General features: G+C 70.9%; 22 protein-coding genes. 9 read left to right on the top strand and 13 right to left on the bottom strand.

Annotated features, from left to right (window positions below; translation table 11 throughout):
- Positions 1–100 precede the first annotated feature (100 nt).
- A complete protein-coding gene (locus ACIRF8_RS34160; RefSeq protein ID WP_404221464.1) occupies positions 101–1,930 on the top strand; it encodes an MFS transporter in 1,830 nt (609 codons plus the stop codon).
- 24 nt (positions 1,931–1,954) lie between these two features.
- Here the strand turns inward: ACIRF8_RS34160 and ACIRF8_RS34155 are convergent, their stop codons facing one another.
- Positions 1,955–2,326 carry a hypothetical protein gene (locus tag ACIRF8_RS34155; protein WP_404221462.1) on the bottom strand — a complete coding sequence of 124 codons (372 nt, stop codon included), beginning with the start codon at positions 2,324–2,326 and terminating at the stop codon, positions 1,955–1,957.
- Between the two features lie 193 nt (positions 2,327–2,519).
- On the opposite strand from ACIRF8_RS34155, the gene ACIRF8_RS34150 reads away from it, so the two are divergent.
- A complete protein-coding gene (locus tag ACIRF8_RS34150) occupies positions 2,520–3,065 on the top strand; it encodes a CAP domain-containing protein (protein ID WP_404221460.1) in 546 nt (181 codons plus the stop codon).
- Positions 3,066–3,464: 399 nt separating this feature from the next.
- Entirely contained in the window at positions 3,465–4,334 is an 870-nt protein-coding gene (locus ACIRF8_RS34145; protein ID WP_404221457.1) for a calcium-binding protein, read from the top strand.
- A gap of 79 nt (positions 4,335–4,413) precedes the next feature.
- Here ACIRF8_RS34145 and ACIRF8_RS34140 read toward each other — a convergent pair whose 3' ends face one another.
- From ACIRF8_RS34140 to map, 5 genes are all read right to left on the bottom strand, one after another.
- Positions 4,414–4,557 carry a hypothetical protein gene (locus ACIRF8_RS34140; RefSeq protein ID WP_404221455.1) on the bottom strand — a complete coding sequence of 48 codons (144 nt, stop codon included), beginning with the start codon at positions 4,555–4,557 and terminating at the stop codon, positions 4,414–4,416.
- A gap of 38 nt (positions 4,558–4,595) precedes the next feature.
- Entirely contained in the window at positions 4,596–5,495 is a 900-nt protein-coding gene (gene galU / locus ACIRF8_RS34135; protein WP_404221452.1) for a UTP--glucose-1-phosphate uridylyltransferase GalU, read from the bottom strand.
- Positions 5,496–5,588: 93 nt separating this feature from the next.
- Positions 5,589–7,871 carry a CDP-glycerol glycerophosphotransferase family protein gene (locus tag ACIRF8_RS34130; protein ID WP_404221449.1) on the bottom strand — a complete coding sequence of 761 codons (2,283 nt, stop codon included), beginning with the start codon at positions 7,869–7,871 and terminating at the stop codon, positions 5,589–5,591.
- A 292-nt stretch (positions 7,872–8,163) separates the two neighbouring features.
- Complete coding sequence (locus ACIRF8_RS34125; protein ID WP_404221447.1) at positions 8,164–11,355, bottom strand: glycoside hydrolase family 3 protein; 3,192 nt, start codon at positions 11,353–11,355, stop codon at positions 8,164–8,166.
- A gap of 49 nt (positions 11,356–11,404) precedes the next feature.
- A complete protein-coding gene (gene map, locus ACIRF8_RS34120; RefSeq protein ID WP_404221445.1) occupies positions 11,405–12,190 on the bottom strand; it encodes a type I methionyl aminopeptidase in 786 nt (261 codons plus the stop codon).
- A gap of 136 nt (positions 12,191–12,326) precedes the next feature.
- On the opposite strand from map, the gene ACIRF8_RS34115 reads away from it, so the two are divergent.
- Positions 12,327–12,593: a helix-turn-helix transcriptional regulator gene (locus tag ACIRF8_RS34115; RefSeq protein WP_404221442.1), complete on the top strand. Its 267-nt coding sequence runs from the start codon at positions 12,327–12,329 to the stop codon at positions 12,591–12,593.
- Here ACIRF8_RS34115 and ACIRF8_RS34110 read toward each other — a convergent pair.
- The 5 genes from ACIRF8_RS34110 to ACIRF8_RS34090 all read right to left on the bottom strand — a co-directional run bounded on the left by ACIRF8_RS34110 (position 12,534) and on the right by ACIRF8_RS34090 (position 16,212).
- Positions 12,534–13,664, bottom strand: coding sequence for a serine hydrolase domain-containing protein (locus ACIRF8_RS34110; RefSeq protein ID WP_404221440.1), 1,131 nt, complete (start codon positions 13,662–13,664; stop codon positions 12,534–12,536). The two genes, ACIRF8_RS34115 and ACIRF8_RS34110, sit on opposite strands and share 60 nt — an antisense overlap.
- Positions 13,664–14,593 carry a DUF6895 family protein gene (locus ACIRF8_RS34105; RefSeq protein ID WP_404221438.1) on the bottom strand — a complete coding sequence of 310 codons (930 nt, stop codon included), beginning with the start codon at positions 14,591–14,593 and terminating at the stop codon, positions 13,664–13,666. Before ACIRF8_RS34105 ends, ACIRF8_RS34110 begins: the two co-directional genes overlap by 1 nt.
- The gene (locus tag ACIRF8_RS34100) at positions 14,590–15,339 is read right to left on the bottom strand and encodes a hypothetical protein (RefSeq protein WP_404221436.1); all 750 of its coding nucleotides are present in this window, start codon (positions 15,337–15,339) and stop codon (positions 14,590–14,592) included. Before ACIRF8_RS34100 ends, ACIRF8_RS34105 begins: the two co-directional genes overlap by 4 nt.
- Positions 15,340–15,383: 44 nt before the next feature.
- A complete protein-coding gene (locus ACIRF8_RS34095) occupies positions 15,384–15,578 on the bottom strand; it encodes a hypothetical protein (protein WP_404221434.1) in 195 nt (64 codons plus the stop codon).
- 202 nt (positions 15,579–15,780) lie between these two features.
- Positions 15,781–16,212 carry a DUF6299 family protein gene (locus tag ACIRF8_RS34090; protein ID WP_404221432.1) on the bottom strand — a complete coding sequence of 144 codons (432 nt, stop codon included), beginning with the start codon at positions 16,210–16,212 and terminating at the stop codon, positions 15,781–15,783.
- Positions 16,213–16,494: 282 nt separating this feature from the next.
- Between ACIRF8_RS34090 and ACIRF8_RS34085 the strand changes: the two genes are divergently transcribed.
- The 5 genes from ACIRF8_RS34085 (at position 16,495) to ACIRF8_RS34065 (ending at position 20,086) form a co-directional block, all read left to right on the top strand.
- On the top strand, positions 16,495–16,698 hold the full coding sequence (locus ACIRF8_RS34085) for a cold-shock protein (RefSeq protein ID WP_404221430.1): 204 nt from the start codon (positions 16,495–16,497) through the stop codon (positions 16,696–16,698).
- A 205-nt stretch (positions 16,699–16,903) separates the two neighbouring features.
- A complete protein-coding gene (locus ACIRF8_RS34080; RefSeq protein ID WP_404221428.1) occupies positions 16,904–17,506 on the top strand; it encodes a GPP34 family phosphoprotein in 603 nt (200 codons plus the stop codon).
- 190 nt (positions 17,507–17,696) lie between these two features.
- Positions 17,697–18,221, top strand: coding sequence for a hypothetical protein (locus tag ACIRF8_RS34075; protein WP_404221426.1), 525 nt, complete (start codon positions 17,697–17,699; stop codon positions 18,219–18,221).
- Between the two features lie 395 nt (positions 18,222–18,616).
- Positions 18,617–19,435 (top strand): BTAD domain-containing putative transcriptional regulator, encoded by an 819-nt coding sequence (locus ACIRF8_RS34070; protein ID WP_404221424.1) that lies wholly within the window; start codon positions 18,617–18,619, stop codon positions 19,433–19,435.
- A 45-nt stretch (positions 19,436–19,480) separates the two neighbouring features.
- On the top strand, positions 19,481–20,086 hold the full coding sequence (locus tag ACIRF8_RS34065) for an NADH oxidase (RefSeq protein ID WP_404221422.1): 606 nt from the start codon (positions 19,481–19,483) through the stop codon (positions 20,084–20,086).
- 26 nt (positions 20,087–20,112) lie between these two features.
- Here the strand turns inward: ACIRF8_RS34065 and ACIRF8_RS34060 are convergent, their stop codons facing one another.
- The gene (locus ACIRF8_RS34060) at positions 20,113–20,721 is read right to left on the bottom strand and encodes a DNA-binding response regulator (RefSeq protein WP_404221420.1); all 609 of its coding nucleotides are present in this window, start codon (positions 20,719–20,721) and stop codon (positions 20,113–20,115) included.
- An 81-nt stretch (positions 20,722–20,802) separates the two neighbouring features.
- On the bottom strand, positions 20,803–22,014 hold the full coding sequence (locus ACIRF8_RS34055) for a sensor histidine kinase (protein ID WP_404221418.1): 1,212 nt from the start codon (positions 22,012–22,014) through the stop codon (positions 20,803–20,805).
- Between the last annotated feature and the right edge of the window lie 77 nt (positions 22,015–22,091).

Below are 22,091 nucleotides of genomic sequence, written 5' to 3'. Positions count from 1 at the left end.
GGGCCGTGAACGCAGGGTGGCGTGAGGGCGCTCCCGCCCCCCGATCTAGGATCGCGGGGGCCTTGACCTGCGCACAGACCGCGCGAGATGACGGGAGTCCATGGTGACGACTGCGCAGCCGACGCGGCGCGTTTCTTCGGTGAAGGCCCCGCAGGCGGATGTGCCGCCCGGGCGGCGCGTACGCGACCGTCCGGTGGTCCGCCGTCTCCTCCGGCCGGTCCCGGCCTCCGTCTGCCTCGGGCTCGTGCTGCATGTGGCCTGGCTGCTGTTCTTCGCCAACAGCGGTGGTGACCTGGCCGCCCAGGACGCATGGGCCGACTTCGCCCGGCGTCATCCGGGCTCCGCCTACAACCTCACCTGGTACGGCGGCGTCCACCCGGTCTCGTACAGCTTCGTCTCCCCGTACGTGATGGCCGTGCTGGGCGTGCGGACCACCATGATCGTCATCGGGGTGGTGTCCTCGGGGTTGCTGGCGCACATCGTCAGCCGGTGCGGCGGGGTGCGACGGCCGCTGCTGCCCTCGCTGTGGGGGGCCGTCGCCCTCGTCTGCAACGCCGCCTCGGGCCGGGTCACCTTCGGCCTCGGTCTGATGTTCGCGCTCGCTGTCACGGCCCTGGTCTTCTCCTGCCCGCCCCGCCTGCTGGGCACGAAGTGGCGGCACGTCTGGGTCGTGGTCTGCTCGGTGCTGGCCACGGCGAGCAGCCCGGTCGCCGGCCTGTTCCTCGAAGTGGTCGCGGCCGCGCTGCTGCTCCAGGGAAGGCGCCGCATCGCGTACGCGATCGCCCTTCCCTTCCCGCTCGTGCTCGCCGTGTCCGCGTGGCTCTTCCCCTTCCAGGGTGTCCAGCCGATGCCGTGGATCTCCGGCCTCCTGCCCGTGGGGTGCTGCGCCCTCGTGTACGTGCTCAGCCCGCCGCAGTGGCGCACGGTGCGCCTCGGCTCGATCGTCTACGCGCTCGGGACGGTCGCCACGATGGCCTTCCCCTCGCAGGTCGGCCTCAATGTCGAACGACTGGCGCTGATCTTCGGCGGCACCGTCCTGCTGGCGTCCGTCGAGTACAACCGCACCCGCGCGCACGTACGGGTGCGCTACCTGAGCGTCGTCTGGCTGGCCTTCGCCGCCCTGGCGTGCTGGCAGCTCGGAAAGCCCGCGGCCGACCTGGTGCTCACCACCCCGGACGAGGCGTGGAGCAAGGATCTCAAGCCCCTGGTGCACCAGTTGGAGACGAGGGACGCCGGGCGCGGCCGGGTCGAGGTGGTGCCCGTGCGCAGCCATCGCGAGGCCGCCGCCCTGGTGCCCTACGTCAACCTGGCGCGGGGCTGGAACCGGCAGGCCGACCTCGACCGCAACAAGCTGTTCTACGACGGCAGCCTGGACGCTCACACGTATCGGGCCTGGCTGAAGCAGTGGGCCGTGCGGTACGTCGTCCTGCCTGTCGGCGACCGGCCCGACACCGGCGCCGCGCAGGAGGCACGGCTTGTCGCGGCGGGCCAGCCGTACCTGAAGAAGATCTGGTCGGACCCCCATTGGCGCCTGTACCGGGTGGCGGGAGCGACCCCGCTGGTCGACCCTCCCGCCACCGCGGTCCGCGAGGACGAGGGCCAGCTCGAAGTACGGATGAAGTCCGCCGGGGACGTTCTCGTCCGCGTGCGGTACTCGCCCTGGCTGGGTCTGGTCGACGCCCGGGGCGAGCCGGTCGAGCGGCCGGAGGTCGTGGCCGACGCGCACCGGCCGTCCCGGGCGCCCGCGGGCCAGGACCGGTCGGGCCCGAAGCCGGTGAAGGAGCGCAGCGAGGAGGGCGTCGCGTACCTCAACCGCTACGGCTGTGTGACCCAGGCGGGCACCTGGGTGCGCCTGCACGCTCCGCACCCCGGGACCTACCGGCTCGCCGCTCCCTTGCAGATACCTCGCGGAACACCCTGCCCGGACTGAGCGGCCCGCTTCGAGGGGCGGCTGTCACGGCACGTAGAGCACCACCGAGTTGACCGGCGTGAAGTTGGTCCACCAGCCGTGCTGCGGGGCCATGTCGTGGTGGCAGGTGCCGGTTCCGTTGTAGCCGCTGCACAGCTTCGCGTGGGCGCCGCCGTACTGGTTGTTGAGGATCCAGTGGTAGTTGTACTGGCCGTTCAGGTTGTGGGCGCCGTAGCTCCAGAAGGTCTGGCTGGGGTTCTGCGCCGGGTTCTGCCCCTCGGGGTACAGACAGACGGCTCCGTCGGGGCAGTTGGCCCACGGGGAGGCGGCCTTCGCCTGGGCGGGGGCGACCGCCGTCACGAGCGCCGTCGCGATCCCCAGCGCGAGCACCGACGCGTGGCGGAGTTTGCCTTTCATCAACTCTCCTTCGGACGCTTTTGTCATGTCTTGCCGGTGTGGGGTCCCCGTCGGCAGCGTCGCGGAGGGGCGTGTCGGACGCCAGAGCGGAACTGGCCATACCGGGCGCAGGGGAGCAGAGCGGTACGGCGGAGTTGCGAGCGCGCCAGAACCCTCCAGGCTGAAAGGAACCCGAGGAAAGCGAGAAGGTGGGATGACTGTGGTCGCATCGCTCCGGTCCCTGGTGTGCGTGACGGGCGCGCTCCTCGCGGTGCTGCTGCCGGGCGCGCAGCCGGCCTGGGCGGGGCCACCGCCCTACGAGGTGGCGCGGTGGCCCCCGCCCGCCGACGACGGGTGGCCGAGCGTCGGCCGTGCCGCGGGGGTGGCGGCCGAGGTGGTCGCCGGGGTCAACCGGCGGCGCGTCGCGGCGGGGTGCCGTCCGGTGCGGCTGCGCTCCTCGCTCGGCCGGGCCGCGCGGGCGCACAGCGCCGACATGGCCCGCCATGAGCGTCTGGACCACACCGGCACGGACGGGAGCGGCCCGCAGGAGCGGATGCGGGCCGCCGGGTACCGGGCCGCGTACGCGGGCGAGGCCATCGCCGCCGGCGCGGACTCCGCGCGCGCCGTCGTCGGCGAGTGGATGGACAGCCCCTCACACCGCGACCTCATCCTGACCTGCCGTTTCACCCATGCGGGTGTCGGTAGGGCCGAGGGCCCCGGCGGCCCTTGGTGGACCCTGGACCTGGCCTCGAAGCACTGAACACCCCCACTGTTCGGTGTGTCCTACTTCACCCCCATTGGCGCCCGGAGCCGGAACATCCTTGTACAGCCCATCGTTCAGATGAGTGTGGCTGCGGAGGGGACAGTGTCCCCGGGCCTCATCTCCAGCCCATGGGGAAGATCGTTCGGCTGAAGCCCCATGGAGCCTTTCGCCGCGAGGCGACCGCCCTCCGCATGCCACACCTGTACGGCCCTGGCTGGTCCCCCCCGTCCAGCCAGGGCCTTCTCCCGTTGGCGTGCTCGGTGAAAAAACTTCGTGCCGCGTACAACCGTTGACCCGTGTCACAGGTCTACCTCAGGAGTCATCAGACTCATCTGATCGATACAGCTCCCTCTGCCTCAGGGGACCGGGAGCACTTTCTCAACTGGGGACGCTTTTATGCGCATACGTGCCAGCCTGGCCGCCGCGACGATGTCCGGCGCCGTGGCTCTCACCGCACTCGTCGCCCCGGCCGCCCAGGCCGACGACACCCCCTCGCCCGTCGCGGACGTCACGTCGTTCGCAGTCGGCCAGGGCGGGAGCAAGATGTCGGCGCGTTCCGTCGACGACATCCAGATCACCAAGGTCACGGTCAACGGGAACAAGGACATCGTCGTCGGTGGCACGCAGGCGAAGACGTTCAGCGTCTACGTGACGGCCACCAACCCCGAGGGCATCGAGGGTGTCCAGGCGTTCCTGTGGCACGGCACCGACTTCGACAGCGAGACCGGCGTCGACGGGGCCATCGTCCCGAACAGCGACGACATCTCGTACGACTGCGACCACTGGAGCGCGACGTCGGCCACCTGCAAGGTGGAGCTGACCGCCACTCCTGGCGAGGAGCTGTACGACAGCGCGCTGAACGGCAAGTGGAACGTGTACGCCGCCGCCGTCGGTTCGGACGGTGACCTCGCCGAGAACGTCACGTACAAGAACCACTGGATCAAGCGCGCGGCCCAGATCACGTCGTTCAACGCCTCGCCCGAGCCGGTGACGAAGGGCAAGCCGATCACGGTCTCCGGCAACCTGAGCCGCGTGAGCTGGTCGTACCTCAAGTACTACGGCTACGGCAGCCAGCAGGTGCAGCTCCAGTTCAAGAAGGCCGGCAGCAGCACCTACAGCACCGTCAAGACGGTGACCAGCTCCTCGTCCGGCGCGGTGAAGACCACCGTCACCGCCTCGGCCGACGGCACCTGGCGCTTCTCCTACGCGGGCAACGGCACGACGTCCACGGCGACTTCGTCCGCCGACTACGTCGACGTGCGCTGACCTTCCCAGCACCGGCACGACAGACAGGACCGGCCCGAAGCCTCCAAGGCTTCGGGCCGGTCCCGTTGTCAGGTGGCTCTCAGGTGCGCGGCCAGTCCACGCACAGGACGATCACCATGAGCACGATGAAGAACACCAGCGGGCCGATGGGGAGTCCGGCCTCCGGGTCGTCCTCGTCGTGCAGGCAGGAGAGTTCGTCCTGGCCTTGCTGTGATTCGTTCACTTGACCTGGTTCCGTCCTGCCGATGTGACGGCTCGGTGTCATACAGGGCATTGTTCGGTGACGTACCTGCGCAGCCAGACCCGGAAGTCCGGGCCCAAGTCCTCACGCTCACAGGCGAGTTGGACGATGGCGCGCAGGTAGTCGCCCCGGTCGCCGGTGTCGTAGCGGCGGCCCTTGAAGACGACGCCGTGCACCGGGCCGCCGATCTTCTCGTCCGCGGCGAGCTGCTGGAGGGCGTCGGTGAGCTGGATCTCGCCGCCGCGGCCCGGCTCGGTCCGGCGCAGCACGCCGAAGACGGCCGGGTCCAAGACGTAGCGGCCGATGACGGCGTAGTGGGACGGGGCGTCGGCCGCGTCCGGCTTCTCCACCAGGTCGGTGACCTGGACGACGTCGCCGTCCTCGGTGGCCTCGACGGCGGCACAGCCGTAGAGGTGGATCTGCGCGGGGTCCACCTCCATCAGCGCCACGACACTGCCGCCGTGCTGTTCCTGGACCTCGACCATGCGGGCGAGCAGCGGGTCGCGCGGGTCGATCAGGTCGTCGCCGAGGAGGACCGCGAAGGGCTCGTCGCCGACGTGCGGGGCCGCGCAGAGCACGGCGTGGCCCAGGCCCTTGGGGTCGCCCTGGCGCACGTAGTGCATGGTCGCCAGGTCGCTGGACTCCTGGACCTTCGTCAGGCGGGCCGCGTCGCCCTTCTTCTGGAGGGCCGACTCCAGCTCGTAGTTGCGGTCGAAGTGGTCCTCCAGCGCCCGCTTGTTGCGACCCGTGATCATCAGGACGTCGTCGAGACCTGCCGACGCGGCCTCTTCGACCACGTACTGGATCGCGGGCTTGTCCACCACGGGAAGCATCTCCTTGGGAGTCGCTTTCGTGGCCGGCAGGAACCGGGTGCCGAGACCCGCGGCAGGGATGACGGCCTTGGTGATCCTGGTGTGCATGTGTGGTGGTTCCCCGTGAGTGGCGTGGAGTGGTGGGTGGGTGCGCGTCGGCACGGCCCCGCACTGTGCGGGGCCGTGCCGAGAGGTGAGGTGTCAGGCGCCGACGAGGTCCGTGCCGCTGACGAGCCGCGCGGCGACCGCCGCGGTGGGCGCCGGGGTGCGCTGGTCGAGCGGGATGACGGCGGGCGTCGCCGGCTGGCCCAGGAAGATCGTGCGCACGGCGCGCTCGGCGGCGTGGCCGTCGTCGTACTGCACGAAGCGCTCGCGGAACGCGGCGCGCAGGGCCGTGGCGCGCTCGTCGTTCCAGGCGCCGCTGCGGAAGACCTCGATGAGTTCGTCCTCGCTGGTCGCGGTGGCGCCCGGGGTCTCCCCCGGCTTCTGCGACAGCAGGTCGAAGTACACGCCGCGGGCCTTGCTGTAGACCTCCCAGTCGTCCACGTAGGAGACGATGGGCCGGTCGAGGCAGGCGTAGTCGAACATGATCGACGAGTAGTCCGTGATCAGGGCGTCGGCGGCGAGGCAGAGGTCCTCGACCACCGGGTACTTGGAGACGTCCTTGATCAGGCCGCGCTCCTGGAGCGCCTGCAACTGCGGGTCGGCGCCGTAGAAGTAGTGGGCGCGCACCAGGACCACGAAGTCGGGGCCGAGGTCGCGGCACATGCGTTCCAGGTCCAGGCGGGGGATGAAGCCCTTCTGGTAGTCGCGCACCGTGGGGCAGTAGAGCAGGGCGGTCTGGCCCTCCTCGATGCCGAGTTCGGCGCGGATGCGGGCGACGTCCTGCGCGCCGGCCTGGAAGTACACGTCGTTGCGCGGGTAGCCCGAGTCGACGTTCTCGAAGGCGCAGGGGTAGACGCGCTCCCAGATCTCCGTGGAGTGCTGGTTGGAGGAGAGGCTGTAGTCCCAGCGGTCGACGCGCTTGAGCATCTGGTGGAAGCTCATGTTCTTCGCGGCGGCCGGGAAGCGCTGCTGGTCGATGCCCATCTGCTTGAGGGGCGTGCCGTGGTGGGTCTGGAGGTGGATCTGACCCGGGCGCTTGATGATCTCGTTGGCGAAGTTGACGTTGTTGACGAGGTACTTGGCGCGCGCCATGACCTCCCAGTACCGGGGCGAGCGCGTCACGACGTAGTCGACGCCCTCCGGCACGTTCTGCACCTCGCTCGGCCGTACGACCCACACGCCGCGGATGTGCGGGGCCAGCTCCTTGGCCTTGTGGTAGATCGCGGCCGGGTTGCAGGCCACGCCGCGGTCCCAGTAGGCGCTGTAGACGGCGAGGTTCTCGTCGATGGGGCGCCGCAGGTGCATACGGTAGAGCTGGTCGTACGCCTTCTTGCCCAGCGCGGTCTTCGTCTTGGCGGCGCGCTTGCGCAGCTTGCCGCGCGTGGAGCCGGCGAACTGGACGGCCGCGTAGGCGGTGTAGGAGCCGCGCTCCACCAGGTCGAACCGCAGTCCGGCCACGCCCTCGGGCTTCTTGAAGCCGGCGGGCTTGAAGCGGTTGTACTGCTGCGAGGAGCGCTTGAAGAAGTCGGGGCGGTCCTTGGGCAGGATCCGGTCCTCGCGCACCAGCGTGAACAGGAAGTGGCTGACCATCCGCTCGAAGAGCAGGCCGCGCACCGGTGCCAGGTGCGGGCGCTCGTCGAGGAACGCGAACAGGCGGGCGTACTGCTCGAAGATGCCGAAGTGCTTCTGGCCGGGCGTACGCATGGAGTTGCCCTGGCGGCGCTGGCGGTACTCGACGCAGACCTGCTCCAGGCAGGCGATGCGCTCGGCGGTCAGCATGGTCTTGTAGACCATGAGGGCGTCTTCGTAGATGCCGTCGGTGAAGGTGAACTCGTTGCCGACGTAGAACTCGCGGCGGTACACGCGGTTCCACACGACGGCGAACATCGTCAGGTACTCGGGCCGCTCCAGGGCGGTGAACACCTCGGTGCCGGCGGCGGCGAGGAGTTCCCCGGCGGCGCTCTGCTGCACCCGGTTCGTCCAGTACGTACGGACGTGGTTGAGCAGCAGGATGTCGGGGTTCTCCGTCAGGTCCAGCCGGTCGGCGATGGCCTGGAGGGCACCCGGGGCCAGCGTGTCGTCGCTGTCCAGGAAGAAGATGTAGTCGCCTCGCGCGCGCAGCGCACCCAGGTCGCGCGCCTTGCCGATGCCCTTGTTCTCCTCGAGGTGGATCGGCCGGACGCGCTCGTCGCGCGCGGCGTACTCGTCGAGGATCCGGCCGCAGGCGTCCGGGGAGCGGTCGTCGACGGCGACGATCTCGAAGTCGGCGAAGGACTGGTCGAGGATCGAGTCGAGGCACGCACGCAGGTACCCCTGGACCTTGTACACCGGGACGACAAGGCTTATTCGAGGAGCGACCGTGCTCTGGGCATGAAACATGTGGGCTTCCCTGGACCTGGAGCGCGTCAAAAGGACGCCTTCTTCAGGCGCCTCTGGGCGGTACGTATAAGCAGAAGGTGAATATTACATGAAAGTACAGTATGAGCCGAGGGGTGGATACCGCTCCCACCTCCTGCTCAGCGCCGCAACAGGCCCTTTTGGGCGCTTCGTTACGCGCCCTGCCTCGCCCGCCCATCGGCATCTTCGGTGATGGAGCTGCACCTTCTTTCCGGTAGACAGGCGAGATCGGGCGTAGGTTGCACGGGCGTCGGCGAGTGTGATGTTTGCCACCTCAGTGTGTGCGGGGCGGGCGGACGACCCGGCTTTTCGAGAACGTGACCACCGGGTCGAGGTGTTTGAACCGCTTGGTGTACGAGCCCACGGAGATGCCCCGGATGTGTCGGTCCGCGGCGAGTTGTCCGAACGCCGAGGTCCTGGACGCCGTCGTGAGGATACGGACGGCGCTGCGCTGGAGGTCGCCCAGGCGCATCGTGTGACGGGTGGCGGCGGGGTAGTCGCCGGTCAGGGTGACGGTGTACGCGGTGACCGGGCCGGTGGTGCCGGAGGCGCGGCGCACGTCGGTGACCCGGATCGCCGCCTTCTGGGCGGGGGTGAGGGCGGAGGACGCGAGCCGGGTGCGCACGGCCCGGTAGGCGTCGTCGACCGAGGTGGGTCCGGGGTCGGCGGTGTGGGTCCTGTTGTTGATCGCGTCGATCGTGGTGGTGCCGGACAGCGGTGTCCCCGACAGGTCGGTGGAGGCGTCGACCGTCGTGGAGACGGTGGTGGTGCCACCTGCCGCCAGGGTGAGTGCGCCGAGCCGGACGGCGTAACTGGTCGAACCGGTGCCCTTCCTGACGGTCCTGGTGATGACGGGCAGGCCGGTGAGGTCGAGGGTGGGCGGGGTCCTGAGGGTCGCGTCGACGATGTCGGAGGGTTTGCCGCCGGGCTCGATGAGGTCGTTGCCGCTGTACATGGTGGCGGTGGCGCCGTGCGCGCCGCCCCAGTCGCTCATGACGAGGCCCTCGAAGCCCCATTCGCCGCGCAGCACGTCGGTGAGAAGGTCATAGTCGCCTGCGGCGTAGGTGCCGTTGAGCTTGTTGTACGAGCTCATGACGGCCATGGGCTGGGCGGCTTCGACGGCGATCTCGAACCCCTTGAGCTCGATCTCGCGCAACGTCCGCTCGCTCACCACGGAGTTGCCGGTGAGGCGGTCGGTCTCCTGCTGGTTGGCGGCCAGGTGCTTGATGGTCACACCGACGCCGGGGTTGCTCTGCACGCCTCGGGTCGTGGCGGCGGCGGTGAGACCGGAGACGAGCGGGTCCTCGGAGTAGTACTCGAAGTTGCGGCCGCCCAGCGGGTCGCGGTGCACGTTCATGCCCGGGGCCAGCCAGAGGGAGACGCCGTAGGTGTTCATCTCCTTGCCGACGGCGTGGCCGACCCGGCGGACGAGGTCCCGGTCCCAGGTCTGCGCGAGCAGTGTGCCGATCGGCCAGGCCGTGCCGTACTGGTACGTGGCCGGGGTGGTGGGGACCTTCTGGGTGAGGCGCAGTCCCGCGGGGCCGTCGGCGAGGGTCATGCTCGGGATGCCCAGGTCCTCGTGGGCGCCGGTGGTGTAACCGGCGGCTCCGACCGCCGAACGGGTGCTGCCTCCCGAGTCGGTGCCTTCCACGAGCTCGGCGAGTCGGCCGACGGAGAGTCCGGCGACGAACCGCTCGATGGATGTCCTGCCCTTGGCCACGTCGAAGAGGGTGGCGGCGGGGTCCGTCTCGACGTACGTGACGTGTTCGCCGGTCTTCGGGGCGTAGGGGGCGCCGGTCTTCTCCCAGTTCTTCTGGTCGCGGTCGAGATAGACGGTGGTGGAGGAGATCTTCGCGCCGTCGAGGGCGTGATAGGGCGAGTCCGGACCGACGGTGACGTCCTGCTCGTACGGGGAGGAGGTGTCGGCGGTGCGGAACGAGCGGGGGTCGAGGGCGATGCGCCGGGCGGCGGCGATCTCCTTCTTCTCCGTGGCGTAGGTGTAGAAGTCGGCCGGGTCGGCGGACAGTTCGCGGGCCGGTCCCTGGTCGTCCAGTTCGTGGTGGGTCCGTTCGGTGACGACTCGCTCGGGCAGGTGCAGTCGGGCGGCCACATGTGTGGCGCGGGAGGAGGTGCCGACCCGGACCAGGTAGTCGCCCGCGTCGAGGACCCAGGCGGCGTGGGACACGTCGTAGGACGCCAGCGAGGCGGGGGCGAAGTCGACCGTCACGGTCTGCGAGGCGCCGGGGGCCAGCTCGTCCGTCTTCACGTACCCGGCGAGCTGCTGGTACGCCTTGTCGGCGCCGGTCCGCGGGGCGGAGACGTAGACCTGCACGACTTCCCGGCCGCTGTGGCGGCGACCGGTGTTGGTGACCTCGGCGCGGACCGTCACCTTCTTGGCGTCCGCGCGGACCTGCCGGGCCCGCACGCTGAATTCGGTGTAGGAGCGACCGAATCCGAAGGGGTAGGTGACGACGCCTGCCGGGTTCTTCCGGTCGATCGAGCGGTAGAAGGAGTCGAAGTAGCGGTAGCCGACGTAGATGCCCTCGCCGTACTCCTCGGTCGCGGTGCGGCCGTCGTTGCCCGCGAAGGTGGCGGAGGCCGGGTAGGCCGGGTACCGGGACGCCCAGGTGTCGGTGAGTTTCCCGGAGGGGGTGACGGTTCCGTCGAGCACGCCGGCCAGGGCGTTGCCGCTCTCCTGTCCGGCCTGGCTCATCAGCAGCATGGCGTCCAGCGCCCGGCCCCCGGCCGGGTCCCGCAGCCCGGCGTTGATCTGCCGGTAGAAGCTGGTGTCGACGATGCCGCCGGAGTTGATGACCACGACGACGCGCCGGTAGGTGCGGCCGAGGAGTTCGAGGTTGGCCCGCTCGGTGTCGGCGAGCAGGTAGTCGCCCTTGCCCGCGGAACGGTCCTTGTTCTCACCGGAGTTGCGGGCCAGGACGTAGACGGCGGTGTCGGTCCTCGCCGTCGGCCGGACGGTGGCGGCGGTGAGGGGCTGCTCCAGGGAGGCGTGGTCGACCCTGCGGCCGAAGGGGCCGGGTGTGCCGCCGTACTCCTTGTCGTAGGCGCGGGTCATGGCCGACCAGTAGGCGTCGCCGGTGGTGACGCGGTATCCGGCCCGCTCCAGGCCCTGGCGGGCGTCGACGGTGTAGCGGTTGTTGACGTATCCGGAGCCGGTGCCGCCCTTGACGGTGCGGTACGCGCCGACGCCGAACAGGGCGACGGTGCCGGAGGCGGCGAGCGGCAGCGCCCCGTCGTGGTTCTCCAGGAGGACCATGCCCTGCTCCGCCGCGTGGCGGGACAGGGCCGCGTTCGTCTGCTCCAGGGTGCGGGGCCGGGCGTCGGTCGTCGCCCGGTCGTCGGGGTCGCCGGGTATCAGCCCGGCGCACACCAGGGCCGCCGCCGCGAGCGCGGCCCCTACGGCCAGGAGGACCGGCCCGCTCCGGGGGTGTCGCCTCAACGCCTTCACGTACGGCGTCCTCTCTGTACGCGCCGGCCGGGAGCCGGACGCAAGGAGGCTATGAAGCGTCTTTTGGCCCGTCAATGCGGGTCAGGACGATCGGGTCGGACTCGGTGACCGCGACCGTGTGCTCGGAGTGGGCGGCGCGCGAACCGTCGGCCGAGCGGATCGTCCAGCCGTCGGGGTCGTAGACGATCCGGTCGGTGCCGGCGGCGAACCACGGCTCGATCGCGATGGTCAGGCCCGGCCGCAGCTTCCAACCCCGGCCGGGGCGGCCGTCGTTGGGGATGTGCGGGTCCTCGTGCATGGTGCGGCCGATGCCGTGCCCGCCGAACTCCAGGTTCACCGGGTAGCCGTACGCGGCGGCGACCGCGCCGATGGCCGCCGAGATGTCCCCCAGCTTGTTGCCCGGGCGGGCGACCTCGATCGCGGCGTCCAGGGCGGTCTCGGTGGCCTCGATCAGGCGCAGGTCCTCCGCCGAGGGGGTGCCGACGACGACGGAGCGGGCCGAGTCCGCGGACCAGCCGTCGACGGTCACCGCCATGTCCATGGTGAGCAGGTCGCCGTCGCGCAGCTTGTAGCGGTGCGGGAGTCCGTGCAGCACCGCGTCGTTGACCGACAGGCACACCACGTTGCGGAACGGGCCCTTGCCGAACGAGGGCTCGTAGTCCCAGTAGCAGGACGTCGCGCCGCGCTCCTTGATGCGGCGGCGCGCGTGCTGCTCCAGGTCCAGCAGATCGACCCCGACCTCGGCGAGGTCGGCGAGCTCGGCCAGCACCTGGCCGACGAACTGTCCCGTCACGCGCATGCGCTCGATGTCTACGGGGGATTTGTGCTCGATCACTGCGTTCCTCGATTTCCCTGGTGCAACCGATGATGTCCCCGGTGCGGCCGACAGGTATATTTATACCAGCAGTGGGGGTATTTTTATACCAGAGAGCTGGTTGCCGCCCCGCCACCTGCGGCTCTAGCATGGGCGCATGGTTCGCCACCCGCTCGCCCCCGAACAGATCGAGGCGGGCCGACGCCTCGGGGCCGCGTTGCGCACCGCCCGCGCCGGACGCAGCCCCGCCGAAGTGGCCCTGGCGGCGGAGATCTCCCCCGAGACCCTGCGCAAGATCGAGACCGGCCGGCTGCCGACGCCCGCGTTCGGCACCATCGTCCGCCTCAGCGAGGTACTCGGCGTGTCACTGTCCGACCTCGCCCTCGTCTGGCGCACCGACCCCGCCCTCAGCGAGGCCTCCTAGCGCACTGCGCAAGGTGTCGTAGGCCCGCTGGATCAGCTCGTTCCCGTGGCCCGGCGCGCAGTTGGCCAGGGCGACGACCGCCACGCGCCGGTGCGGGTCGAACCCGGCGAAGGCCGTGCAGCCGCGGGTGCCACCCGAGTGGTGGTAGAGGACGGAGCCGTCGCGCTGCGGGCGGATGTTCCAGATCAGGGACGTCCGCTGGGCGCCGCGCCGGGTGGCGAGACGCGGCCGGAGGGTGTCGCGCAGGGCCGCTCGCATCAAAGGGTCGTCCCGTACGGTGCCTGCCGGGTCGAGCAGCGCCTCCGTGAACGTCAGCAGGTCGCGGGCGCTGGAGCGGACGGCCCCGGCCGCGGGCATCCCGGGGATGGCGAACGGCGGGCGGGGACGGCCGTGCCAGTAGCCGGTGACCTGGTCCGTACCGGCGGGAGCGGTGGCGGCGCAGTCCGTGTCGTGCAGGCCCAGGGGGCGCAGGACGCGGGCGGTGAGCAGGGCGCCGTAGTCCTGTGTGCCTGCCGCGCCGCACAGGGCGTGGCCGAGGACGCCGACGCCGAAGTTCGAGTAGTGCACGCGCGTGCCCGGCCGGGAGCGCAGGCGGGCGCGGGACAGCGCGCGCAGGGTGTCGGCGGGGGTGAAGACCGCGTAGGGGTTGGTGAACAGGTGCGGGACCGCCCGGCGCACCAGGCCCGGCGGGAGGCGGGGCAGGCCCGAGGTGTGCGTGGCCAGGTGCGTCAGGGTGAGGGCGTCCGCGCCGCGCGGCAGGCCGGTGCCGGGGGGCAGGTGGCGGGAGAGCGGGTCGTCGGGGCCCAGTTCGCCGCGGGCCGCCTGTTCGGCCAGCAGCAGCGCGGTGAGGGTCTTCGTGAGGGAGCCGATCTCGAAGCGGGTGGCCTCGTGCGCCGGTACCCCGTCGTGGTGTGCCGTACGGCCGTGCACGTAGAAGGCGCGCCGCCCGTCGTGGTGCAGGCCGACCGCGACCGTGCTGGCCGCCGGTGCCGCCGACAGCAGCGCCGGCAGGCACCGGCTCGCCGCGGGCCAGGGGGTGTCCGGGGGCGGTGCGGCCCGGTCGGGGCGCATCAGGCCGGCTGCGGGTTTTCCAGCGCGCGAGTGAGCGCCAAATTCCCGGCGATGACGGCGACGATGGTGGGGTGCTGGTGGTCGTCGAAACGCTGGGCGGGGTCGTCGTCGACGGGCTGGTCGTCGCGGGGCACCATGCCGTCCTCGTGCTGGACCTCCGCCAGCCGCTGCCAGTCGGCGGGATCGACGTGTGAGCCGGGCAGACACATGTCGACGATCATCAGCTCGGCCATCAGGTCCCAGTGCCCGGCCTCCGACCAGATGTCGGTCCACACCGGGAGCCAGCGGCGCAGGTAGTCGGTGAGGTCGTCGGGGACGCCGGTGGGCAGCCGCCCCCAGTCCGTGAGGTGGTAGACGGTGTGGGTGACGGCGTAGGCGGTCAGCCAGTCGATGTGCCACGGGTCGGGTGTGTGACCGAGCCAGGTGGCGCGGGTGAGCGTCGGCCAGTCGGGCGCCCCGGCCCCGTGGTCGAGGCCGCTCACGCGCAGGGCGTTGGCGACGCCGAGCCGCCGGTTGGGCACATGTTCGGAGGCATGTGTCGACGTGAGGGTGGCGGTGTGGGCGAGGAGTTCGTCGAGTTCCTCATGGCGCAGGCCGCCACGGTTGAAGTGCGCGTACGTCTCCAGCGGGTCCGTCTTCAGCGGATAGCGCAGCAGCCGCTCGTACAGGAGCGATCCCTCGCCCGCCTGCTCCCAGCAGTAGGCGAGCAGTTCGCGGGCGAGGCTGAGCTCGGTCGTCCCGGCGGCGCCGCCGCGCAGGACCAGTGAGGCGGCCAGCGCCGTCTCGCCCAGCGCCTTGTACGCGCCCCGGTCGGCGCTGAGGTCGGCGTCGGGCAGGTCGGAGAGGGCGCCGTGGTGGCGGTTGGCGTGCAGCCAGTGCAGCGCCCGGGAGCTGACGGTGTGGGCGAGACCGGCGGGCGGGTGGCTCATGCGGGCCCCTGGTCGAGGAGTCGGCGGGCGATGGCGGTGTCCAGGGCGACGCGCCCGCCCCCGCCGAGCAGGGCGATGTGCTCGGTCAGCGGCACGGGGTCGAGCGGCAGCCGTACGTTCTCCGCGTGCAGCCAGGCCAGCCAGCGGGTGACGCGGGCCGCCGTGGGGAAGTCGCGGCGCAGCACGGCGCGGGTGGCGCCGCGCGCCAGGCCCGTCGCGGCGGAGCGCGCGGCCTGATGCACCGGTCCGTCGAGGCCGGGCAGGGCGAGCGGGGCGAGCTGTCCCATCAGGACCGACCAGGGCACCCAGCCCTGGCGGGTGCCGTCGGCGTGGACGGTGGCGGGGGTGCGCCGGGGCGCGGTGGGCGCGTCGCAGTGCGGGGGCGGCGGGGGCTCGGGCGTCGCCGGTGGCACGAATGCCGGGTCCAGGCGGGCGAGGACGGTGATCAGGGACCAGTCGATCCATCCCCGCACCCAGGGCGGTTCCGGGCCCGTGGGCGGTGCGGCGGGGGGCGGCTGCTGCGGGGGGAGCGCGTCGAGCGCGGCGGCGAGTGCGGCCGTCTCCTCGGCGGGCGGGGTGCGGCCGGTCAGCAGGCAGGGGGCCAGGACGTCCGCGCCCAGGAGGCGTACCGCGCCGAGGGCCGCCACCTGCTCCTGGGGCGTGAGGGCGGCGGCGTCCTCCAGGTGACCGGCGACGACGGCCGTGTGCCCGGCGCCCCGCAGGGCGTCGAGCACACGACGAGCCAAACGCTCAGCCGACCCGTTGTGGGCGGTGCGTGAGCATTCGCTGATCACCGGCCCTTCGGCTCCTTGGGCTCCTTCGGCGAGAGCAGCAGCCCCAGCCCGAGCAGCAGGGCACCGGCGCCCTCACCGGCGTCCTCAAGCGAGGGGATCGGCGCGTCGCTGACCGGCGCTTCCGAGGGGGCCATCAACTCTTCGACGACTTCCTTGTCGAGCTCGAGGCTCGTGGTTTGGAGGGTGAGCATCACTGGCTCCTCCGCATCGATGTCGGCACTACCGCAGTGCCCCAACACCTCACCAAAACACCACAAAAAGGTACGAGGCAACCGGTGCGGCCCGGCCCGGCGGAGCACGTCGGCGCGAAGGGCCAGGCAGGGAGGAGACGGGACCGGACGGTCACCGTTAGGCCGAACGGGTGAACGTCCGGGCGAGCGCCCGCTCAGCCGGTCACCGGGTCTTCAGCGTCACGTCCTGGTCGCGTACCGCGTGGAAGTACGGCAGCGGCAGACCGTTGCGCAGCCGCAGCTCCATGATGGTGGCCTGGACGTGCGCGGCGCCGGGCTTGACCGCGTCGGGCTGGGCCTTGCCGCTGTTCTGCCAGCGGTGCTCGGCGCCGTCGCAGACGGCCGAGGTCCCGCCGATGCCGTACCGCCTGATCTCCGAGCCCTGCCGCACGGAGGAGGAGACGAAGGTGAGACCGGTGCTGTGCTGACAGCGGTAGGTGCCGGACAGCGTCACGGTGCCGTCGGCGGCCACCTGTCCGGTCGGATCGACGGTGACGTACTCGGCCGGTTCGGAGGCGGCGGACGCCGCCGGGGCGGCCAGCAGGAGCGAGACGCCGACAGCCGCGCCCAGGGCGGGGCGGATCCGAGATGACATGGGATTTCCTTCGTGTACGGGGCTGGGTCGAGAACCTCCATTCATAACCGGCGGGCCCCGCCCGGCCACCGACCGTCATCCCTTCGGCGGCGAGTTGGCACCGCACCTGGACCCCCGGGTGGACGGCGGCGACGACACTCTCGGTCCTCCCAACAGCCCGTAGGGCTGGTGTGTGCACACGTCGTCGGGGTACAACGGTGCCAGGCCCGTTCGTGATCATCGATCGGTGCCCTCGACATCCCAGCCCGGCACCCTGTCGGGCACAAGTAAAAGGACAGCAGTATGGCCAGCGGTACCGTGAAGTGGTTCAACTCCGAAAAGGGCTTCGGCTTCATCGAGCAGAGCGGCGGCGGACCTGACGTGTTCGCCCACTACAGCAACATCTCCGGCAACGGCTACCGCGAGCTCGTCGAGGGCGAGACGGTCTCCTTCGACGTCACCCAGGGCCAGAAGGGCCCCCAGGCCGAGAACATCATCCGCGGCTGAACCAGCACGGCACCAGCACACCCGACCGAGGGCGGGGGCGGCCATCAGGCCGGCCCCGCCCTCGGCCGTTCCGTCCCGGGACGATCGGGATCGGCTTCGAGCCGAACTCCCCGATGCGGTTCTACGCGTTGCGGGACCAGGCGCGCGGTCACCGGGTTGAGCGGTGACACCTCGTCTTCGGCCGGGAACGAGGGAGACTTGTCGTATGAACACCGCACGCGACCTCGCGATCGTCGCCCTGTCCGCACCGCAGGACCACCCGGTGGAGCAGGGCGACCTGTCCCTCGCCCTCGCCGGGGCCGAACTCCTCGACCTCGTGGCGGCGCGGGTCGTCGCGGTGGACGAGGACGACCGCCTCGTCCCTGGCGCCTCCTCCCCCACCGGCGACCGGCTCCTCGACGAGGCCGCCGCCCTGCTCGTCGGGCAGGAGCCGTACGAGTCCGTCGAGGAGTGGCTGTGGCGCCGGGGCCGGGGACTGTCCTCGGCCTACGTCGACGAGTTGGAGCGGACCGGGTCGGCGGCCCGCGCGCGCGGTCGGCGGTCCGAGCGGCGGGTGCCGCTCGACTCACCGGCCTCCCGCGAGGCCGCGCAGCGACAGGCGTCGGGCGAGCCGGTACTCGCGGCTCTGGCCTCCGCCGCCGGGATCGGCGAGCAGGAGCAACCGGGCGACGAAGGAACGGAGTTCACGGACGACGCGGTCACCGCCGTCCTGGCCGCGGTCGGCGGTGCGGTGATGGAGCTGGAAGCGGTGCGCCAGCAACGCGCGGTGGAGAACGCCGCGTTCGACAACATCTGGCGCGCTCTGTGACGAGCCTCGATCGTAGGTGTGCCGTCGCAACGTCGCCCACGTGTTCGAGCAAGGGGGTCGCCGCGGTGGGAAACGTGTCTTCCGTCTCGTGTGTCTCCCGTATGGTGAGGGGTGACGGCTGCCGCCGGGACCACGACGTTTCGGCGTGGACACCATGCCAGCGTCACCATGAGTGAGGGAGTGAACGGTTGTGACCAGCCAATCAGCCGCCACGCTCCGATCGCGGTATGTGGAGCAGGCCGCGTCGGATCTGCAGGAGAACCGCCGCAGGCAGCGGGAACTGGCGGAGAAACTCAAGATGCTGGAGCAGGAGGAAGCCCTCCTGGTCGACATCATGAACCTCGCCGAGCACTACGAGGACTCCAAGGGCGTCTCCCCGCTGCCCGAGCAGGCGCAGAGCGAGCCCGTCCCCGCGAAGAGTCCGCAGCCCGCCAAGGCGTCCAAGCCCGCCGCCGAGAGTGCCCAGCGCCAACCCCTGCTCGGGACCCTGCTGATGGAGCTGCTCGCCGGGTACGACGAGCCCCGCCCGGCGAAGGAGCTGCGCGAGGAGCTCGTGCGCAAGCACCCGGACCGCACGCCCACGCCCCAGGTCGTCCGGAACACCCTTGAGTCACTGGTCGCCAAGGGGAAGATCCGCCGTCACAAGCAGCAGCGGTCCGTGATGTACACCCTCACCGAGCCGGCCCGCGCGACCCCGGCCACCGAAGCCGACTGACCGCGGCAGGCCCTCGGTTCCGGGTGCTCCGTCGTCGCCGCCGATGATGTCGACCGTCTCCCGGGCGAGCGCGGCGAGGCCCTGGGAGACCGAACCGGTGCGGGTCGCGCCGTCGGCATGTCGGAGCGGCGCGCGTGCAGCGTGCCGATGAAGTCCAGCGGGAGCGTCCCGCAGGGGAATGCATGTCTCACGTCACCATTCTGAGCGGTGACCGATATGTGTACAAGCCTGCCGGGGACGTCTCTCACCTCCGCGTGTACCCCTTCCCACCTGCTGCTTGTGAAGTTCTCATACGGGGGAGCACGCAACATTCACCCGTATCTCGTGGCGTCCTCACTGTCGGGCGTCCACCGCCGCGTGTCAGGCTCGCGCCATCCAGAGGGAAGGGACCTGACATGGCGTATCTGGAGATCGGTCTGCTGGGGCCGTTCACGGCTTCCGTGTGCGGTGCGTCCATCGTCCCCAGTGCGGCCAAGCAGCGCAGGCTTCTCGCCCTGCTCGCGGTCGGCTCCGGGCGCGAGATGAGCATGGCCACGATCGCGGAGGAACTGTGGGAGGGGTGCCCGCCCGCCGGGCCCGCCGCCGCCGTGCAGACGTACGTGAAGCAGTTGCGGCAGCGGATCGCCGGTGCCGTCTCCCGGTTCGGGCCCGGCATCGACCCCAAGCAGGTACTCAGCCGCGGGCACAGCGGGTACCGGCTGGCCATGCCCGAAGTGCGGGTGGACGCCCGGGAGTTCGAGCTGCTGGTGCGCCGGGGTGAGCAGGCGGTCGCCGAGGGCGCGGACGAGCGGGCGGTGCGTCTGCTGTCGGACGGGATCGCCCTGTGGCAGGGACAGGGGCAGGCACTGAGCGACGTACGGATGTCGGGGGCGTTGCGGGCGGAGGCGCTGCGGCTCGACGAGGTACGGCTCGCGGCCGTGGAGTCGCGCATCGAGGCCGAGCTGCGGCTCGGGCGCCATGTGCACCTGGTCAGTGAACTGACCGCGCTCACCACGCTGCATCCGTTGCAGGAGAGCCTGCACGCGCAGCTCATGGTCGCGCTCTACCGCAGCGGCCGTCCCTCGCAGTCCCTGGAGGCGTTCCGGCGGCTGCGGGAGACCTCGGTACGGGAGTTGGGCATCGAGCCGTCACGGCGCCTCCAGGAACTGCATCGCTGGGTACTCGCCGGTGAGGCCGTCCTGGACGGGCCGGTCCGTGCGCTCGCCGCGTTCTAGTCAGCGGCGGGTCCGCTCGAAGGGAGAGGGTGGGCGATGGGAGACATGCCTGCTGATGCCGTCACTGTCCATCTGTGGTCGCTGTGCGAGGACGTCATCGTCGAGCACGACGCGGGAGCGGACCAGGTGCGGCTCAAGAGCCGGTGGGGCGTGGACTGCCTGGAGCGGCCCGGGCCCGGGGTCCGGGAGGCGCTGCGCCGGATGGAGCTGGGGCCCGTCCTCCTCGCCAACGCCGTCGACACGCCGGAGGACCTGTACGCGGTGATGCTGCCGGCGCTGGACCGGCTCTCCCATCTGGTGGTGCGCACGCTCGGCGTCGACGATCTGGGGGGCCCGCTCCTGTCGGTGTTCCCCGAGACGCCGGACGCGCCGTTCACCCTGGTGTGGGTGCCGGGCGAGCGGCCGGTGCGGCTGCCGCGCCGGGTGGTGCTGACGATGCACGAGAACGGCCTGTCCCTGGAGGCGGCCGGCAATCCGCACCGGGTGGTGCTGCACCGGCCCGAGGCGGCGCTCGTGGTGGCGCTCCTCGCATGGCCGGTCACCCCGGACCGGGCGACGGCCGCGCTGCCGCTGCCGCCGCACATGACGGAGGGCATCATCCGCTATCTGGCGGCGGCCGGGATGGCGGCCCCCGCCGACGAGGAGCCGTAGGCGCGGACCGCCGTCGGACCGGCTCGTCAGACGAGCCAGCCGGCGTCGCGGGCGATACGGATGGCGTCGACCCTGTTGCGCGCGTTCAGCTTGGTGACCACCGTCGTCAGGTAGTTGCGCACGGTGCCGGTGGACAGGTGCAGGGTGCCGGCGATCTCCTTGGCCTCCGAGCCCTCGGCGGCCAGGCGCAGCACCTCCGTCTCCCGCTCGGTCAGCGGGCTCTGCGCGCCGCTCCAGGAGGCGAGGGCCAGCTTGGAGTCGATGACGCGGTGGCCCGCGACGACCCGCCTGATGGCGTGCGCCAGTTCGGCCGGTGACTCGTCCTTGAGGAGGTAGCCGTCGACCTCGGCGGCGAGCGCCCTGCGCAGGGTGCCGGGGCGGCCGAGGCTCGTGAGCATGAGCGTCTTGCAGCCGGGCAGCCGCTCCCTGATCAGGACGGCGGCGCTGAGACCGTCGAGGCCCGGCAGGTCGATGTCGATGACCGCGATGTCGGGTTTGGCCTCCAGGGCGGCGTCGAGGATCTGGTCCCCGCGCTCCAGTTCGCAGACGACTTCCAGGTCGTTCTCCAGATTCAGGAGCGCGACCAGCGCCCCGCGGACCATGTTCATGTCCTCGGCGAGCAAAATCCGAATCACCGCAGCTCAACCCCCCTTTGGGCCCAGCGATCTAGGATCGTCAGCATATCAACTGCCCTGCTACAACGAGCCGTTCGGTGTTCAGGCCGCCGACTGGCTCGCTTCCTCGCGGTCGCTCTGCTCGGGGGCGCGGGCCATCAGCCGGAACGTCCCGTCGACGCGCTGCTCCACGGTCAGGGCGCCGTCGACGGCGCCGAGCCGCGTCTGGAGGTTGCCCAGGCCGCTGCCGCTGTGCGGGGACGCGTCCCGGTAGCCGCTGGTCGCGCCGTCGTTGACGATGGTCAGCCGCACCTGGCCCGCACTCTGTTCGGCGGCGATCTCGCAGTAGGTGGCCCGGCTGTGGCGCAGGACGTTGGTGACCGCCTCGCGCAGCACGGTGGCGAGCACGGTGTCCAGTTCCCGTTCCAGTTCGCCGAGGCGGACGCGCGCGTCGATGCGGACGTCGGCGGCGGAGAGCACGGACTGGGCCGAGGTGATCTCGTCCTGGAGGGACATGTCGCGGTAGCCGCTGGCGACGCTGCGTACGTCGGCCAGGGACTGGCGGGACATGGTGAGCACGTCCTCGACCTCGGCCCTGGCCCGCGCGGGGTGCGCGGGCAGGAGGCGGTGGATCAGCTCGCCCTTCAGCGTGATCGCGGAGAGGCTGTAGCCCAGCAGGTCGTGCAGGTCGCGGGCGAAGCGCAGGCGTTCCTGGGTGACGGCGACGCGGGTGAGTTCGCCTCTGGTCTCGTGCAGGACGCGGATCAGGTCGGCGAGGCGGGTGAGGCCGTAGACGACGAGGCCGGTCAGCAGGGTCGACTGGACGTAGTAGAACGTCTCGACGACGGGCAGGCCGGTGAGCAGCGGCGGCGCGAGCATCGAGGCGCCCACCACCCCGTACATGAGCCAGGCCTGGGGCGCCGGCAGGAGCAGCAGCAGGGAGCCGGCGAGGAAGCCCGCCATGGAGCCCCACTGGGTTTTGAAGACGAGGAGGGGTACGTAGGTGAGGAGCGCCTGGGCGAACAGGGTGAGCGCTTTTTGTCGTGCGGGGACGAGGTGCGCGCCGGGTCTGGAATGCAGCAGTTGCAGCGCCATGATGCCGAACAGGCACAGGACCGCGGCGGTGACCGGGGCGGCCGAGGCGTGCGAGCTGAGGATGTTGAGCAGCGTGATGCTGAAGTAGCAGAACAGAGCGGCGAGCAGGACGAGTCGGCCCAGTCTGGGTGCGGGGAGGTTGCCGCTTCTGCCGAGCAGCTCCCCCGCGTTCGCGTCGTCCTCGGCCGTCTCTGGTGATAACTTCTGACGGCTCAACATGTCCGAATCCCCTCTCCCCGTGACCCCGTCCCCGTGCGGAGCATAAGCGAGAGAGTTGTGGATCTAGTAAGGATCTC

It is taken from the genome of Streptomyces sp. NPDC102406 (assembly GCF_044765725.1).
In the GTDB taxonomy this organism is placed as follows: domain Bacteria; phylum Actinomycetota; class Actinomycetes; order Streptomycetales; family Streptomycetaceae; genus Streptomyces.
This window is presented reverse-complemented; position numbering and strand designations above follow the sequence as displayed.

Coding starts and splice junctions, on each gene's coding strand:
- ACIRF8_RS34095 (WP_404221434.1), bottom strand. CDS start 15,578: ATGCTCACCCTCCAAACCACGAGCCTCGAGCTCGACAAGGAAGTCGTC.
- ACIRF8_RS34110 (WP_404221440.1), bottom strand. CDS start 13,664: ATGCGCCCCGACCGGGCCGCACCGCCCCCGGACACCCCCTGGCCCGCG.
- ACIRF8_RS34115 (WP_404221442.1), top strand. CDS start 12,327: ATGGTTCGCCACCCGCTCGCCCCCGAACAGATCGAGGCGGGCCGACGC.
- ACIRF8_RS34055 (WP_404221418.1), bottom strand. CDS start 22,014: ATGTTGAGCCGTCAGAAGTTATCACCAGAGACGGCCGAGGACGACGCG.
- ACIRF8_RS34105 (WP_404221438.1), bottom strand. CDS start 14,593: ATGAGCCACCCGCCCGCCGGTCTCGCCCACACCGTCAGCTCCCGGGCG.
- ACIRF8_RS34130 (WP_404221449.1), bottom strand. CDS start 7,871: ATGTTTCATGCCCAGAGCACGGTCGCTCCTCGAATAAGCCTTGTCGTC.
- ACIRF8_RS34085 (WP_404221430.1), top strand. CDS start 16,495: ATGGCCAGCGGTACCGTGAAGTGGTTCAACTCCGAAAAGGGCTTCGGC.
- ACIRF8_RS34065 (WP_404221422.1), top strand. CDS start 19,481: ATGCCTGCTGATGCCGTCACTGTCCATCTGTGGTCGCTGTGCGAGGAC.
- ACIRF8_RS34080 (WP_404221428.1), top strand. CDS start 16,904: ATGAACACCGCACGCGACCTCGCGATCGTCGCCCTGTCCGCACCGCAG.
- ACIRF8_RS34090 (WP_404221432.1), bottom strand. CDS start 16,212: ATGTCATCTCGGATCCGCCCCGCCCTGGGCGCGGCTGTCGGCGTCTCG.
- ACIRF8_RS34160 (WP_404221464.1), top strand. CDS start 101: ATGGTGACGACTGCGCAGCCGACGCGGCGCGTTTCTTCGGTGAAGGCC.
- ACIRF8_RS34155 (WP_404221462.1), bottom strand. CDS start 2,326: ATGAAAGGCAAACTCCGCCACGCGTCGGTGCTCGCGCTGGGGATCGCG.
- ACIRF8_RS34145 (WP_404221457.1), top strand. CDS start 3,465: ATGCGCATACGTGCCAGCCTGGCCGCCGCGACGATGTCCGGCGCCGTG.
- ACIRF8_RS34070 (WP_404221424.1), top strand. CDS start 18,617: ATGGCGTATCTGGAGATCGGTCTGCTGGGGCCGTTCACGGCTTCCGTG.
- ACIRF8_RS34150 (WP_404221460.1), top strand. CDS start 2,520: ATGACTGTGGTCGCATCGCTCCGGTCCCTGGTGTGCGTGACGGGCGCG.
- galU (WP_404221452.1), bottom strand. CDS start 5,495: ATGCACACCAGGATCACCAAGGCCGTCATCCCTGCCGCGGGTCTCGGC.